A 14,699-nucleotide genomic window follows, 5' to 3' on the forward strand; every position below is an offset into this window, starting at 1 on the left:
TTGTTATTCCCAATCTTTATTAGTTCGATATACTACTCCTTTGAAAAGCGCCACGATTTGGTCGCCTCTTTTAACCTCCACAATATTAAATCCCACTTTTGTTTTGGAAATATCTACTGTTGCTTGAGCAGTAAGGTAATCCCCTTCTTCCAAAGCTTCGATATGATTTATCGAGGTTTCGATAGAAACGGCATATTTACCATGTGTGTTTGCCGAAAATCCAAAAGCCGTATCCGCCAAACTATATGAAATACCTCCATGAGCTTTACCCATACTGTTCAGCATTTCCTTTCTAACCGTCATTCCTACTGTACAGCATCCTTTTTTCACATCCAGCACCTCTATCCCTAGCCATTGGCTAAAAGGGTCTAAAGAGAGCATCTTATGTGGAATCGTTTCTGACTGTATCATACTATTATTCGTTTACCGTTTGGGCGGTATTAAAAAACGTCTGGTTTGATCTTTTCATTTTTCTAAGCATTGGACTACATCGGTATCGATCTTCACGATATTCATCATATAATGCATCTAACATATCCACGCACCAATCCATTCCTTTTTCATCGGCCCAGCTTAATAATCCTTTAGGATAATTTACTCCTTTGGTCATGGCATTGTCGATATCTTCAGCAGAAGCTATGTTCCAAAACAGCGCATCTGCTGCTTCGTTGATCAACATCACTAATACTCTATCGAAAATATATTTAGCTAACTCTTCGTCTTTATTTGGTGAAGGAGCAGTGCTTCCTTCTCCGTACTCATAGTATCCTTTTCCAGATTTTCTTCCTAAATATCCAGCCTCAGACAATCTTTTTTGAGTAAAAGCAGGCTTGTATCTTGGATCGTAATAGAACGCTTTAAAAACAGTTTCTGTAACTGTATAATTTACGTCATTCCCTATAAAATCCATCAGTTCGAAAGGTCCCATTCTAAATCCACCCAATGTTTTGAGACTCCAATCTATCGTTGCTACATCTGCAATTCCTTCTTCCAAAATGCGAAGTGATTCTCCATAAAAAGGTCGCGCCACTCGATTGACAATAAAACCGGGAGTATCCTTGGCTATTGCCACCACTTTTTTCCAATCTTTGATCGTATTCACTACCTTTTCTGTCACTTCTTGCGAAGTTTGTACCGCTGGGATTACCTCTACCAGTTTCATTAAAGGCGCCGGATTAAAAAAGTGAATTCCGATACATCGTTCTGGCTTTTGCAAAGAAGATGCGATTGATGCGATTGATAGTGAAGATGTATTCGAGGCTATAATTGTATGTTCTGACACATAACTTTCTAGCTCTGCAAACACCTTTTTCTTAATTTCGAGGTTTTCTATAATCGCTTCTATAGTCAAATCTGCATCCTTCAAGTCTTTTAGATCAGCAACATGAACTATATTTTCCTGGATACGATTCTTTTCTGAAGTATCAATTCTTCCTTTTTCTACCAAGCGAGAAAGAATTTTCTCTAAGGCACTTTTACTTTTCTCTAGTGCCTGCTCATTGGTATCAAACACTTTTACCTTGCAACCTGCCGTAGCGGCCACTTGTGCAATACCACTACCCATTGTTCCGGATCCTATAACGCCTACAATCATATTATTTTCCTTTAAAAACAGGTTTTCTTTTTTCTATAAACGCGTTTACTCCTTCTCGGTAGTCTTCGCTTTCTGCAGATTCAATTTGTAAAACCGATTCCATATCTAATTGCTCCTGTAGCGAATTAGTCATGGATTGATTGAGTAGTCTTTTGGTTAATCCCAATGCTTTAGTAGGCATTTGAGCTAAATGAAGAGCTAATTTATGCACTTCCTCTTCAAAAGAATCTATCTCAAAAACTTTGTAGAGCATCCCTAGTTGCTCTGCCTCTTTGGCTCCCACTTTATCTCCTAACATCATTAAGGCCGAAGCTTTTTGAAAACCTATCAATCTTGGCAAGAAAAATGTCCCGGCACTATCCGGAATTAGTCCGATTTTGCTAAACGCCTGGATAAAACTTGCTTTTTCTGTAGCCACCACGATATCACAAGCCAAAGCGATATTGGCTCCAGCACCAGCTGCTACACCATTTACTGCGGCAAGAATAGGTTTCTCTATACTTCGGATTCGTTCTACTATTGGATTATAATGCTCTTCAAGTATTTTTTTGAACCCAGGGTTCAATTCTGGAGAGGTGACCTCATTCAAATCCTGACCCGCACAAAATGCTTTTCCGTTACCCGTAAGTACAATTGCTCTTACCTCATCATTGATATTACAATGATCTAAAGTTTCTTGTAACAACAAAGCCATTTCACGATTAAAACTATTAAAAGTTTCTGGTCTATTTAAAGTTATCCTGGCAACACCGTTTTCTATTTCTATTTGTATTGAAGGCATTATTCTATTTTATTTTAAACATTTGAAGTAATCAAAGGGTTCTAAGCAATCCTGGCATTGAAACAATGCTTTACAGGCGGTAGATCCAAACTGACTTACTAATTTTGTGTTATGCGAACCACAATTGGTACACTTAACAATTTTCTTATTTCCTAATAGAGCTTCTTTATCGGCATGCTCTGCAAGAGGAGCTGCGATACCATAATCCTCCAAGGCCTTTCTCCCTTTTGGAGTGATCCAATCTGTAGTCCAAGCAGGAGTTAATACCAAGGAAACTTCTGCTTTGATATTCTCATTTTCGAAGGCCTTGATGATATCATCTCCCATCACATCCATTGCCGGACAACCACTGTAGGTTGGTGTAATTTTTACCTGCACCACATCATCAACTTTTTGTGCATAGCGCACCACTCCCATATCCATAATGGATAACACAGGGATTTCGGGATCGTGAACTTTTTCGAGAACCGAAATTAAAGAAGGGTCGATATGTTGATCCAGATCAATGGTCATTGTTTTGATTTCTGAAAGCCATCAAATTGATGATTTGCTTACCATTTCATATCAGGATATGCTCTTTGCATATATTGCAAATCCGCCAACAGATATCCCATGTGCTCACTATGAATACCTTGTTTGCCACCTTTTTGAAACCATTTTATTTCAGGAACGGTAAGGGTAGCTTCGGTTAAAATAGCACTAACCTTTTGATAGTATAATGCTTTAAAACCAGCAACATCTACTCCTACTCCTGCTTCAAAAGCTATACGATCATCTTCAGTCATATGAAATAACTCATCCGTAAATTTCCATAAATCATCTACTGCTTCCTGTACTTTATCGTGGCTTTCTGGAGTACCATCTCCTAATCGTTTCATCCAATCTGAAGAAAAGCGTTGATGATAACTCACTTCCTTAATTCCTTTTTTGGCAATTGCAGCCAACATTTCATCTTTACCATTTTGTAGATTTTGCAATAGCAACAAATGAAACATATCAAACAAGAACTGTCTGGTGATTACATAACCAAAATGTCTATTGGGTTGTTCTACCAACAATACATTTTTGTATTGTCTTTCTGTTCTTAAAAACGCAATATCGTCTTCAGTCTTTCCTTCTCCAGATAATTGTGCTACGTATTGATAATAGCTACGTGTTTGCCCCAGAAGATCCAATGCCATATTTGTGATAGCGATATCCGTTTCAAGGCTTGGTCCGTGACCGCACAATTCTGATAATCTTTGCCCAAGAATAAGGGCATTATCAGCAATCCCGTATATATATTGTATTAAATTTTCGTTTTTCATCATTCAAAGTTTGCTTTAATAGTGCAGATATTATCCTTGGAATTCCTGGGACAATGAGCTTTGCAAATCACATATGTTTTACCTCATCAGGTAATGTATAAAAAGTAGGATGCCTGTATACTTTATCCTGAGCAGGTTCAAAAAGCTCCCCATTATTTTCTGGATTAGAAGCAGTAATATGCTTTGACTCTACTACCCATATACTCACTCCTTCATTTCTTCGGGTATATACATCACGTGCGTTTTCTAATGCCATTTCTGCATCTGCAGCATGGAGACTTCCAAAATGACGGTGTTCGAGACCATTCTTACTTCTCACAAACACTTCCCAAAGTGGCCAATTTTTTTTCATTACTTATATTTTAAATTGCCTTTTTAAGCTTTTTATCTTCTTGTTTTTCGGCATATGCCATTGCTGCATCTCTCACCCATTCTCCATTATCCCAGGCATTCACTCTTGCCGACATTCTTTCTTGATTACAAGGCCCATGTCCTTTCACTACTTGCCAGAACTCATCCCAATCGATCGCTCCAAAATCGTAACTCCCCCTTTCTTCATTCCACTTTAGGTCCGAATCAGGAATAGTTAACCCGATGAGCTCGGCTTGAGGAACGGTTTGATCCACAAACTGCTGACGTAGTTCATCATTAGTTTTACGCTTCAATTTCCATTTCATGGATTGTGCAGTATGCACAGATTCTGCATCGGTAGGACCAAACATCATCAAAGATGGCCACCACCATCTATTTAATGCATCTTGAGCCATTTCTTTTTGCTCTTTGGTTCCCTTGGCCAGATTCATCATAATTTCAAAACCTTGCCGTTGGTGAAAGCTTTCTTCTTTACATACTCTAATCATTGCCCTTGCGTAAGGACCATAAGAGGTATTACACAATGGTACCTGATTAATGATTGCGGCACCATCAACCAACCATCCGATAGCTCCTATATCTGCCCAAGTAACCGTAGGGTAATTAAATATGCTTGAATACTTCGCCTTTCCGGTATGTAACTGTTCATACAATTCATCTCTAGAAATCCCAAGCGTTTCGCAAGCACTGTACAAATACAATCCATGCCCAGCTTCATCCTGAACTTTTGCCAACAAGGCCACTTTTCTTCGTAATGAAGGTGCTCTTGTGATCCAGTTTCCTTCGGGCAACATCCCAACGATTTCGGAATGTGCATGTTGAGAAATCTGACGAATATGAGTTTGCCTGTATTTTTCGGGCATCCAATCTTTTGGCTCTATCTTTTCATCTCTAGCAATTCTCTCCTCGAATAGCCTTTCCAGATTTTTAACTTCTTTTTCACTCATAGCTTTGCGTTTTTAAACATCAAAATTAACTACTACTTTTTCTGTAGTTGGTACCGCCTGACAAGACAATACTAAGCCTTTGGCTACTTCGTCTTCTTCAAGCGCATAGTTGATTTTCATTTCAACAGTACCTTCAACGATTTCACATTTACAGGTACTACATACTCCTCCTTTGCAGGCATAAGGCAAATCTGCTCCTGCCGCCAAGGCTCCGTCTAAAATATTATCATAATCATCATCCATGGCGAAATGAAATTCTTTACCACCATCAATGATTGTTACTTCTGTTCCTTCGTATTTATGTTCTGCAACCTCTGCAGCACGCTTTTTATCTTCTTCTGTAGCTCCAGAAAAGAAGAGTTCATAATGGATCTTATCTTTGGCCAAGCTAGCTTTTTCCAGCTCATCACGAATCAAAAAGATCATTTCTTCAGGACCACAGATAAAGCATTCATCCACATCAGCGACATCAAACACTTTTGAAGTAAGTTCTTCTATTTTTTCTGAAGTAAACCTACCATTAAGCAAAGGAATATCTCTTTGTTCTTTGGTCAGGAAATAAAATATCTCGAATCTCCCGAAATAGGTATTTCTCAGCGCTTCTATCTCTTCTTTAAAGATAATTGATTTTGCGTTTCGATTCAAATAAAACAGCTTGAAAGTACTGTTAGGTTCTGATGCCAAATGTGTTTTGATGATGGATAGAATTGGAGTAATACCACTACCAGCAGCAAAAACCACATAGTTCTTCGCTTTGGTTGCATCCACATCTACAAAGAAATTCCCCGAAGGCTTCATGACATCCAACACATCACCAACTTTCAGGATATCGTTGGCATAGTTAGAAAAAAGGCCTCCGTGTATTCTTTTTACCGCCACCTGCCATTTATCTTCAAGAGGACTGGAACAAAGCGAATACGAACGTCTCACTTCATTACCGTCAATCATTGTTCTTAAGGTCAAGTATTGCCCTTGCGTATACGAAAATGTCTCTTTTAAATCTTGAGGAATATCAAAGGTGATAGCTGTACAATCCTTAGTTTCTCTAACTACTTCAGAAACTGATATGGGATAAAAATCTGTCATAAGTCTTGTTTAACTATAACGTTATAGCTACACAAAACTAACAATTGTTAGTTTTATACACAAATAAATGTATGTTAATTTTAAAAGCGCTTGGACCTCTACACCATCCCTTTAAGCAACACGGAAATCATATCATGCTTCAGTATTTCTGCATCAATGTTTTTTTGCTTGGGATACCACAAATACAATGTTCTTAATGTAGAAAGGGTAGAAAACACCATGATTTCGATGTTAAAGGACTTAATTTCTCCCCTGTCCACTCCGTTTTTCACAATCGCCCGGAAGTTTTCTTCATACTCCTGTCTCATCTTTTCGAAATACTGTAGATTCTTTTCTTCCAGATGCATCCAATCGTTGTTTAGAGAAGCTAAACCATCAGAATTGCGCAGGGTAACATCGATATGAAGATCTATAATGTTTTCAAGTTTTTTGATAGCATCTACCTTCGAATTTACAATTTGATTCATTCCTGTTGTAAATTCTTCGGCCAACTCAATAATAATGGTGGATAAAATTTCTTGTTTAGAATCGATATGGTTGTATAAACTTGCCGCTTTTATTCCCATTGCCTTGGCAAGGTCTCTCATGGTTACTGCACTGTATCCTTTTTCTTTGAAGAGTATGGATGCCGCTCTTATTATTTCTTCCTTTCTACTTTCGGATTTCATAAATACATTTGATAGTTTTCCCTATCAAAAATAAATTTTAATCCCTTATATCCTAGATTTTATAACCTAAAAACAAAGATTATAATACATTTGTATAGCTTTTACCACCAAATAACCCTCAAAATGTAACTTAGATCATGAAACTCACATACTTTTTGCTTTTTATCTTTAGTGTCACTGCCACAAAAAATTGTAATAAGAACACTCAAATTTCTGAAGCCAGTACACAGCAGCAGGAAACACAGATCCAAAGCAATAAAATTGCAATTACAGAACTCAAAGGAAAAGACGTATCCCAAGAAAAATTATTTATCGTTTTTAATAAGGAAAATCAAACCGCTTCTGGTTTTTCGGGTTGCAATACATTTTCGTGTAAGTATACCGAAGAAGGAAATACTATCTCCTTAGGCTTGGCAATGGCTTCAAAAATGTATTGCGCAGAAAAAGATCAATTAGAAAGAGATTTTTTTACCGCCCTTTCTTCTATCAAGAAAAAGCGTGTTGAAAAAAACACTATCTATTTTGAAGACGACAATAACAAAGTGGTATTTAAAGGCAATATGACCCTAGACCAATAGCCGTTATCCCCATTTACAAATTACGATTGATCACTACTTTTCTGGTAAAGGATTCTCCGTTTACCATATTTCTAATTCTAATAAAATACATGCCAGAAGAACGATCGCTCATATCGATTTGAGAATCTCTTCCTGTTAATGCACCTGACCCTATGAAGCCACCTGAAATATCATAAATTTTAAACTCAATAGCATCATCATTCTCTTTTGAAATAGAAACGATTGCAGTAGATGGTACAAAAGAAACTACAATTGCGTTCCCGGTAGGAGGAGGATTAGCACCTCCATTAGTTCCTTCTACTGAAAGCATATCCAAAGTTGTTCTTCCTGTATTGCTAGGATCTAGCCAATTTGACAATCGAGTAGCGTCGGTAGTACCAAAATCCCAGGAAATACTAAACCTACCATAAAAATCAGGCTCGTTGTTATCATCGGTACCGCTACAAGCTGCGGTTCCTCCTGCTAACTGTCCAAAAATTCTACCACTAGGGTCAAAAATAGCAGATCCAGAGGACCCTCCTTCGGTAACTCCAAGGTCCCAGTCGTTTATTCTCCACATTTTGGTTTGCGGGTTCCCATTGAATGAAATTGCGGTTTCTACCGGAGACACATTTTCCCGACAAACCTTCATGATATCTCCTGCAGGATGATGGATCCCTACTGCAAAATTAGGAACGTTTCCTGTTCTGTCCCATCCTGCCCACTCTAAATCCCAGGATTCATCTAATCCTCCATCAAGATTTAATAATTTCATGTCAGTTTCATCATTTAATGCAAGTAGTGTGGCACCACTGGTAGTTTGATTTACTGTAGCATCAGTGCTATTAGTGGTTGTCGCGCAAGAAGGATTCGGGCTTATCCAATTAAATCGAAAAGACCAAGTAGATGTAGATCCAGAATCACAATGATTTGCCGTCAAAAAGTACGGCGCCCTATCATTACTTGTATTGTTGATTAATGTACCCGAGCACACAAATCCATTTAAAATAATAAATCCTACTGACTTTTTTAATTGATTTTTGATTGCTTCAAAATCATCTCCAACAGGACAGTCTACATCCTGATTGCAATCCTCCGAACTGTTTAATGCTTTTTCACGTACCATTGCGTCGGTAACCGAACGATACCCATGTATTACTTTTGCAATAGTAAGGTCTCCTTGCCCTTTTACACTTGCCGGTTCATAATATTCTATCCAAACATTATCGCCAGCTACCATCCAGGTTCCTAACAATTTATCTGGTCGATTAAAAATATTGGTATAGGCACCTAAAAGGTCCTTCCTGTCATTACTATACAAATAAATCTTTGCTCCTCTTGGAACTTCATAATTACTAAAAACAAAATTTAGAGATGTAGCACCTTCAGAAATAATATTTATTCGCCATATTCTATCTCCATTTGCCAATTCATTCCAAACACCTGCATTTTCCAAACCAAGATTTACCTTAAGCTCATGACCAAACCTAAAAGGAACATCTCTTTTAGTATCATTAATGGCATCTTCTGCCTTAATTTTATTCAAGTCAAAAGGCTTCATTTTAACCGGAGATATGTTTTCTTTATTCAAGCTTTGCAAACTCCAACTTAGAGGCTCTCCTTCATTTGTAACTTGAGCTATTGCCAAATTACCAACACATAAAAACATAACGAGTAAAAATAACTTCTTCATCCTAAATTCATTTAATTATAGTTGTTAGTAAAAAAAACCTATGACAAAATCATAGTGTTTCTTCCTATTATAACACCGCATGATGTGTTTACCCTACCATATTCTTCACAAATTTAAATAATTAATTCCCCATTTTTTAAAAAAGTAAAATTTCACCTTCAAACAAAACCAGAATGAAATCCAAAATCGGACACCTAATTAAAGGCATCCGATCTCTATCTGCCAGAATCAGATCTAACCTACTTGATCAGCACTCAAGTACATCAACTAACAACTAATTTTCTGTAAAATCCTCAGTCATGGTACAGAATCAATGTTATTTATCGTAAAAACTTTTCGAGTAAATCAGGGGTAGGAATTCTACAAGCGCTCTTTCCAAACCACCTATATCTGTTCTTAGCCACATAATCGTAGGCAATATCATTTATAAAAACAGGAAATATTTTAAACAATTTAATCAACCTCCAATACCCTCCAAAACCACCGATGATACTAATAGCGGCACGAGACTTTCTTTCTATTCTTTTAGATTCTTTATCTATTAGTATAATAGAATCTATCTCTGAACTATACGTATTCAAACTCTTTAACAACTCTATACCTATTGAAGATTGTAAAGCAGCAAACACATAGATATTCTCCAAATCTCTATCAATAACAAAATTAATAAACCCATTACACAGGTTACACTCTCCATCAAATAAGATGATTTTTTGACCTTTTTCGATTTCCATAGTATTACTAGTTAAAGCTCATAAAACAGTTTGGGCTTAAAAACACCAAGCCATTTCTTAAGATATTTGTTGTAAAATGCCAGATATTCTTTGTCTGCAAAGAAAACCGGATATATACTCAGCATTATGAAGGAGAAGTTGTCTATTCGCATCAACATCCAAATCCCAATATGAAGTGCTATTCCAGATAGCAAATACCAGTTTCTTAATTTTTTAAACCAAATCGCAATAGGAAAAGTAAGTTCCCAAAAAAGCGTAAACCAAGTTGTAGATTTCACAAAAAAACTACTCTTAGTAAGCCAGATATTAAGATCAGACGCTCTAAAATCTTCAATTCTCAATACGTAATACAAAGCTTCTCCATTTTGCCATATAGGCTGTAACAACTTTGATAAACCTGCTGCGAAATAAATCAAACAAAACTCAAAGATGATTCCATATAACGCTAACAAAGGAATCATTTTCAAAGTCTTGTTCTTAAAATCGTTATTTAACCTCCCAGTGATTAAATTAAATGAAGTTGCTAATAACAGTAAAGGAATCATAGTTCCTATTACATTATCAGCCCCATCTTGCGTAAATAATGCTCGTAATTTGATTGTGATTAAACAAAGGAATACTACCATTCCGGATAATTTCATTTTGAATCCAAACAAAAAACAACTACTTGCTAACAACCCTATTAATAAAAAAGTATATACCGCATAGGTATTGCTAAAATCAATAAACAAGTATTCTAAATTTAATACATCCAAAGTTTGCATATAGGTAAATAAAGGCACAATCGCTTTATCCCCTATCAATTGATCAGAAAACATCAAGTAAAGCAAAAAGTCCTTTATAATAATTAAAGAAATTAGCACTCTAGCGATCGTTAATCCGATGGTTCTATTATTATGGAACTGTATCATAATTCTTATCGTTTTCAGAAGTTAATTCAATTCATAAGGAATTGTGGAATGCGTAGCATATTCATAGTTTTTCTTATCAAAATAATCCAGAGCTCTATCCTCATATCTCGGAAAATGCTCCTCGACGATCTTGATTACAAATTTTACTCCTGTTGCACTAGGAGCATTGTCTGTACTATTTGCATAAATGATTCTGGCATAGTTCTTAAGCGAAAGAAAACCTGGTGAATACGCTATGCAGGCATCTGGCGTAGGATCTTTACATTTTTCTATGTAGGAAAAAATATTATTTAAACATCCTGATTCATATTTGATCAAGCGTTGTGCAATGGAGAACAAATGATCTTTATTGTAAGAGTATATTGTAGCATTGATATCATACCAATCTGATATTTCTATCTTATTATTCTGATCACCCGAAGGAGTATGGAATTGAAAATACACCCTTCTCGTTGTTGTCGGGGGATTGGAAAACATACCCCAATTCTGTTCGAAAAAAGGGATGGTATACATTTTTACAACATCAGTCATTAGGTTTTGGGGTAAAACATGAATATTATCTAATACTGAAATTGTTACCATACCGAAATGCAAAGCAAACAAGAATACCACCAACCTTTTCATATCTTTTATTTTTTTGGGAAAGTTAATTTTTAGAAAGCTGAGCTTTTTCGATCCGAATCAGCTCAGCATGCTTCTAATTAATTACAGAAACACAAACAAAATGTGCTTGCTATTTCTTAACCATCACATCCTAATCTTTGACGGAAATACGGGCTAGTGATATAATCACAAATGTTAAAACCGCCTGATGTAGTGGTTGTACTAGACGAGGAGGAGGTTGTCGTCGAAGAAGTTGTAGAAGAACTTGTAAACGTTGGATTACCTGTGGTTCCTCCTCCTGTCGTTGTCGTAACCGATGCAGATCCTGTCCCTCCTTCAGATGTTACCGAAATAGTTCCACTTCCAGAAATCGAAGAACTCGTACCGTTTACACTAATCGTAGCAGAGTTTCTTCCATCCATTGAAAGATCAGATTGCAAGGTTGGAGCCGCTACTGTTGCAACAGTGTCAGCAGTAAAGGCAGCATTGTCGAATGAATTACTCGTCAATGCTAAAGCAAAAAGTGCTAGCGCGCATAGTCCATAAATTGACTTTTTCATAATTGTTTAAATTTTAAAGTTAAAAATGGTTTATTCGAAAGGCGTGATTAAGATGTGTGTGATCATTCCTTTGCGTTGTAAACCTATTTAAAACCCTAAAAAAGAAATAGTCTGATATGACTTCTGGTAGATACAGTTTGATAAACGGTGGTTTTTGTTTGATATTAGAAAACTACCTGATACTCAATAAATCAATAAGTTCGTTTTTTCGATTTCGAGCAATGGGCAGTTGTCTACCATCAATCATCTCTATAGTGCCCCCATCCATTCGAAGTATTTTCTTTACCTGATTAAGATTAATCAAGCAAGATTGATGCGGTCTAAAAAAACTATAATCCAAAAGCAATTGCTCATAATGCTTCAAATGCCTGGATACAAAACGCTCTTCTTTATTCATAAGAAAAAAACGAGTATAACTCCCCTCTGCTATACAATATAAAATATCATCTACTCTAACCAGTTCATAACTATCGGTAGTAGCTAGTGCAATACGATGCTGTTTGTTATCTTTTTGCTGAAGATTATTCATCAGAGCATTTAATTGCGCTTGACTATTACGCTTTGTATGATTGAGTTGTGCTCGATCTACTGCCTCTTTCAACTGAGTAACATCAATGGGTTTCAACAAATAATCGATAGCCATAAATTTGATAGCATTAATGGCATAGTTTTCATAGGCAGTAATAAAAATAATTTCAAAGTTGATATCGTCTAACTCATTTAAAAGATTGAATACAGTTTGTGTTCCTAATTTAACATCCAAAAAAACTAATGATGGATGCTGCTTACTAATCAGATCTCTTGCTTCATTTATCGTAGCCGCCATACCGATTAATTCCAGTTGAGGGCAGTATTGTTTTAGTAACATGGCAAGTGTTTCTTGACCGTTTAATTCATCTTCTACAATTATTGTCCTCATCATGCTTACTTTTTAAATTATACTAAGATCCACTATCACTCGAGTTCCAAGGGCAACACCATTTTCTTTAAGATCTTGAATAACAACCTTTCCTTTTGGGTAACCTGCTTTTTCCAAAATCTGCAATCTTCTACTGGTATTGTTCATTGCAATCGCATTTCCTTTTTCACTTTCAGGTTTGGACGCTGATATTTCTAATGCTTTTTCTCTACCAATACCATTATCCTCTACGATACATTGAATTTTATCTTCTCCTAAGCTTTTGAACTCTATTTTTAGTTGCCCCCCAGGCATCGATCTATTTGAAAGCCCATGCAAAATTGCATTCTCAATATAGGGCTGAATAATCATGGATGGAATCACTGGATTTATGTCAAGTAATCGTTCTTCTATTGTGATATCATATTTAAATTTATCTCTAAATCTAAGGGCTTCCAGTTTGACGTACGATTTGATAATTTGTAACTCCTCTTTGAGATCAATTTTCATACTATGAGAGTTATCCAAAATTTTACGTATCAAATATGCGATCTGTGTTAAGTATTCGTAAGCGGTATTTTTATCCGATTTCAGAATATAATTTTGAACGGCATTAAAGCTATTAAATAAGAAATGAGGGTTCATTTGATTGCGCAGTGCTTCCAACTTATTTTCCGCCGCTTCCTTGCGCAATGCCAAACCTATTGACTTTTGTCTTAAGAAATAGATATACACGATAGTTATTGAGAACAACAATGCTATTATCCCTATAGCCGCCCATTTTTTAAGCGAACGATTTTCTTCTTCTCGAATAGAATTATCTTCTTCTAACAAACTAATCTCTTTATCTTTTTGATTGAGCTCTGTTTGTTTCTCTTCTAGATTTAGCTTATGAATCAAATTATCACTTGATATACTATCTTTTATAGTATTAGATTTCTTTAGATCTTCATATGCCAACAAGAAATTACCTTCTTCCCGTTCTAACTCTCCTTTCAAACTATAGATATCAACCAACCAAGAAGCGACTTTATTATCCAAACATAGCCCCAACGATTTATCAATGTAATATCTGGAACTATCATATTCTTTTTTCTCAGAAAGGCTTCGCCCAAATTTAAGTTTGCTATGATTAAGGCATCCAATTGAACGATTGTGGAATCTGCTAAATAGATAGTTTTCTTTGCGTTTCGAATAGCAGCATCATATTTCTTTTCTTGGATATCAATATGAGCTAAGTTTGTCCAAATCATCCCTAATTCTCGATGGTTTTTACTAGCTTCTAAAATCAACAAAGCCTTGTCATAATACGATCGAGATCTGCTATACTCTTCTAATGAAGAATAAAAGTTTCCCAAATTTGTCAAGATAACTCCTTGATGTAATGTATCTTTTTCTTTTTCTGCAATATTCAATGCCCGATCATAATAAAAAATAGCTTGTTCATTATTGTTTAATCTTTTGTAATTTGCTCCAAGATTGATCAGATGAATTGTAAGCAAACGTTGATGATCAATTTTTTCGGATAGAGAAACTCCTTTTTTAAAAGCGGAAACAGACTCTTGTATTCTACCAAGGTTTCTTAATGATAATCCTTTCGTATTTAAAATATTAATTAAAGCAACTGTATCAGGCTCTTTTCTGTAGATATCTTCTGCCTTTTGCATATACATTGCAGCACTAGCAAAATCAAACTTCAAAAAATCAGACCTGCCTATATACCAATAGGCCTCTTGAGCAATATCTCTTCTACTTTCGTTTAAAGATGTTTGTAATGCTCTTTTTGCATAATACTGACAACTATCCAAATTTCCTTGATTGATATGATATCTGGCTAAAGAAATTAGTATATCAGATTGTTGATTAATACCTAGCTCCTTTTTCAACCCTTTCAACCTGTGGTAAATTGAATCCTGTGTATCTTTCTGTGATTGGGCGTTTTGTGTAAAAAACAAAGAAAACGACAATAAAAACCAGATATAAAATCT

At 36.0% G+C, this 14,699-nt stretch carries 18 protein-coding genes; 1 reads left to right on the plus strand and 17 read right to left on the minus strand.

All coding sequences use genetic code 11. The features are described from left to right. Window positions 1–3: 3 nt before the first annotated feature. The 9 genes from AC0L3Q_RS20530 to AC0L3Q_RS20570 all read right to left on the minus strand — a co-directional run bounded on the left by AC0L3Q_RS20530 (window position 4) and on the right by AC0L3Q_RS20570 (window position 6,755). The gene (locus AC0L3Q_RS20530; RefSeq protein ID WP_473282460.1) at window positions 4–411 is read right to left on the minus strand and encodes a PaaI family thioesterase; all 408 of its coding nucleotides are present in this window, start codon (window positions 409–411) and stop codon (window positions 4–6) included. Between the two features lie 4 nt (window positions 412–415). Beyond that, window positions 416–1,594, minus strand: a complete 1,179-nt coding sequence (locus tag AC0L3Q_RS20535; protein WP_473282462.1) for a 3-hydroxyacyl-CoA dehydrogenase NAD-binding domain-containing protein — start codon at window positions 1,592–1,594, stop codon at window positions 416–418. A 1-nt stretch (window position 1,595) separates the two neighbouring features. Next, window positions 1,596–2,375 (minus strand): enoyl-CoA hydratase-related protein, encoded by a 780-nt coding sequence (locus tag AC0L3Q_RS20540; protein ID WP_473282464.1) that lies wholly within the window; start codon window positions 2,373–2,375, stop codon window positions 1,596–1,598. A 9-nt stretch (window positions 2,376–2,384) separates the two neighbouring features. Beyond that, window positions 2,385–2,888: a 1,2-phenylacetyl-CoA epoxidase subunit PaaD gene (gene paaD / locus AC0L3Q_RS20545; RefSeq protein ID WP_073318882.1), complete on the minus strand. Its 504-nt coding sequence runs from the start codon at window positions 2,886–2,888 to the stop codon at window positions 2,385–2,387. Window positions 2,889–2,926: 38 nt separating this feature from the next. Further along, window positions 2,927–3,682, minus strand: a complete 756-nt coding sequence (gene paaC, locus AC0L3Q_RS20550; RefSeq protein WP_473286986.1) for a 1,2-phenylacetyl-CoA epoxidase subunit PaaC — start codon at window positions 3,680–3,682, stop codon at window positions 2,927–2,929. Window positions 3,683–3,749: 67 nt separating this feature from the next. Then, entirely contained in the window at window positions 3,750–4,034 is a 285-nt protein-coding gene (gene paaB / locus AC0L3Q_RS20555) for a 1,2-phenylacetyl-CoA epoxidase subunit PaaB (RefSeq protein ID WP_073318888.1), read from the minus strand. A gap of 10 nt (window positions 4,035–4,044) precedes the next feature. Continuing rightward, a complete protein-coding gene (gene paaA, locus AC0L3Q_RS20560) occupies window positions 4,045–5,001 on the minus strand; it encodes a 1,2-phenylacetyl-CoA epoxidase subunit PaaA (protein WP_473282467.1) in 957 nt (318 codons plus the stop codon). Between the two features lie 12 nt (window positions 5,002–5,013). Next, window positions 5,014–6,087 carry a 1,2-phenylacetyl-CoA epoxidase subunit PaaE gene (gene paaE, locus AC0L3Q_RS20565; protein ID WP_473282469.1) on the minus strand — a complete coding sequence of 358 codons (1,074 nt, stop codon included), beginning with the start codon at window positions 6,085–6,087 and terminating at the stop codon, window positions 5,014–5,016. A gap of 98 nt (window positions 6,088–6,185) precedes the next feature. Continuing rightward, window positions 6,186–6,755, minus strand: coding sequence for a TetR/AcrR family transcriptional regulator (locus AC0L3Q_RS20570; RefSeq protein ID WP_473282471.1), 570 nt, complete (start codon window positions 6,753–6,755; stop codon window positions 6,186–6,188). Between the two features lie 137 nt (window positions 6,756–6,892). Here AC0L3Q_RS20570 and AC0L3Q_RS20575 point away from each other — a divergent pair, with 137 nt between their 5' ends. Beyond that, window positions 6,893–7,333 (plus strand): META domain-containing protein, encoded by a 441-nt coding sequence (locus AC0L3Q_RS20575; RefSeq protein WP_473282473.1) that lies wholly within the window; start codon window positions 6,893–6,895, stop codon window positions 7,331–7,333. Window positions 7,334–7,346: 13 nt separating this feature from the next. Here the strand turns inward: AC0L3Q_RS20575 and AC0L3Q_RS20580 are convergent, their stop codons facing one another. From AC0L3Q_RS20580 to AC0L3Q_RS20615, 8 genes are all read right to left on the minus strand, one after another. Further along, window positions 7,347–9,005, minus strand: coding sequence for a T9SS type A sorting domain-containing protein (locus AC0L3Q_RS20580; protein ID WP_473282475.1), 1,659 nt, complete (start codon window positions 9,003–9,005; stop codon window positions 7,347–7,349). Between the two features lie 320 nt (window positions 9,006–9,325). Further along, window positions 9,326–9,739 (minus strand): thiol-disulfide oxidoreductase DCC family protein, encoded by a 414-nt coding sequence (locus tag AC0L3Q_RS20585; RefSeq protein WP_473282477.1) that lies wholly within the window; start codon window positions 9,737–9,739, stop codon window positions 9,326–9,328. Between the two features lie 11 nt (window positions 9,740–9,750). Beyond that, complete coding sequence (locus tag AC0L3Q_RS20590) at window positions 9,751–10,650, minus strand: HTTM domain-containing protein (protein ID WP_473282478.1); 900 nt, start codon at window positions 10,648–10,650, stop codon at window positions 9,751–9,753. A 21-nt stretch (window positions 10,651–10,671) separates the two neighbouring features. Beyond that, window positions 10,672–11,274, minus strand: coding sequence for a DUF5819 family protein (locus tag AC0L3Q_RS20595; RefSeq protein WP_473282479.1), 603 nt, complete (start codon window positions 11,272–11,274; stop codon window positions 10,672–10,674). A 116-nt stretch (window positions 11,275–11,390) separates the two neighbouring features. Next, a complete protein-coding gene (locus AC0L3Q_RS20600; protein WP_473282481.1) occupies window positions 11,391–11,813 on the minus strand; it encodes a hypothetical protein in 423 nt (140 codons plus the stop codon). A gap of 172 nt (window positions 11,814–11,985) precedes the next feature. Continuing rightward, window positions 11,986–12,732 (minus strand): LytR/AlgR family response regulator transcription factor, encoded by a 747-nt coding sequence (locus AC0L3Q_RS20605; protein ID WP_473282482.1) that lies wholly within the window; start codon window positions 12,730–12,732, stop codon window positions 11,986–11,988. A gap of 12 nt (window positions 12,733–12,744) precedes the next feature. Further along, complete coding sequence (locus AC0L3Q_RS20610; RefSeq protein ID WP_473282485.1) at window positions 12,745–13,752, minus strand: sensor histidine kinase; 1,008 nt, start codon at window positions 13,750–13,752, stop codon at window positions 12,745–12,747. After that, window positions 13,707–14,597 carry a tetratricopeptide repeat protein gene (locus AC0L3Q_RS20615; protein ID WP_473282487.1) on the minus strand — a complete coding sequence of 297 codons (891 nt, stop codon included), beginning with the start codon at window positions 14,595–14,597 and terminating at the stop codon, window positions 13,707–13,709. The genes AC0L3Q_RS20610 and AC0L3Q_RS20615 overlap by 46 nt, the downstream gene beginning before the upstream one ends. Window positions 14,598–14,699: the final 102 nt, after the last annotated feature.

The sequence above is a fragment of the Aquimarina sp. KJ22-3 genome (assembly GCF_055808215.1).

Excerpts from the sequence above, each read along its gene's own strand:
- paaA (WP_473282467.1), bottom strand. The coding sequence starts at position 5,001 with ATGAGTGAAAAAGAAGTTAAAAATCTGGAAAGGCTATTCGAGGAGAGA.
- AC0L3Q_RS20600 (WP_473282481.1), bottom strand. The coding sequence starts at position 11,813 with ATGAAAAAGTCAATTTATGGACTATGCGCGCTAGCACTTTTTGCTTTA.
- AC0L3Q_RS20530 (WP_473282460.1), bottom strand. The coding sequence starts at position 411 with ATGATACAGTCAGAAACGATTCCACATAAGATGCTCTCTTTAGACCCT.
- paaE (WP_473282469.1), bottom strand. The coding sequence starts at position 6,087 with ATGACAGATTTTTATCCCATATCAGTTTCTGAAGTAGTTAGAGAAACT.
- AC0L3Q_RS20595 (WP_473282479.1), bottom strand. The coding sequence starts at position 11,274 with ATGAAAAGGTTGGTGGTATTCTTGTTTGCTTTGCATTTCGGTATGGTA.
- AC0L3Q_RS20535 (WP_473282462.1), bottom strand. The coding sequence starts at position 1,594 with ATGATTGTAGGCGTTATAGGATCCGGAACAATGGGTAGTGGTATTGCA.
- paaD (WP_073318882.1), bottom strand. The coding sequence starts at position 2,888 with ATGACCATTGATCTGGATCAACATATCGACCCTTCTTTAATTTCGGTT.
- AC0L3Q_RS20570 (WP_473282471.1), bottom strand. The coding sequence starts at position 6,755 with ATGAAATCCGAAAGTAGAAAGGAAGAAATAATAAGAGCGGCATCCATA.
- paaC (WP_473286986.1), bottom strand. The coding sequence starts at position 3,682 with ATGAAAAACGAAAATTTAATACAATATATATACGGGATTGCTGATAAT.
- AC0L3Q_RS20575 (WP_473282473.1), top strand. The coding sequence starts at position 6,893 with ATGAAACTCACATACTTTTTGCTTTTTATCTTTAGTGTCACTGCCACA.
- paaB (WP_073318888.1), bottom strand. The coding sequence starts at position 4,034 with ATGAAAAAAAATTGGCCACTTTGGGAAGTGTTTGTGAGAAGTAAGAAT.
- AC0L3Q_RS20580 (WP_473282475.1), bottom strand. The coding sequence starts at position 9,005 with ATGAAGAAGTTATTTTTACTCGTTATGTTTTTATGTGTTGGTAATTTG.
- AC0L3Q_RS20605 (WP_473282482.1), bottom strand. The coding sequence starts at position 12,732 with ATGAGGACAATAATTGTAGAAGATGAATTAAACGGTCAAGAAACACTT.
- AC0L3Q_RS20590 (WP_473282478.1), bottom strand. The coding sequence starts at position 10,650 with ATGATACAGTTCCATAATAATAGAACCATCGGATTAACGATCGCTAGA.
- AC0L3Q_RS20540 (WP_473282464.1), bottom strand. The coding sequence starts at position 2,375 with ATGCCTTCAATACAAATAGAAATAGAAAACGGTGTTGCCAGGATAACT.
- AC0L3Q_RS20585 (WP_473282477.1), bottom strand. The coding sequence starts at position 9,739 with ATGGAAATCGAAAAAGGTCAAAAAATCATCTTATTTGATGGAGAGTGT.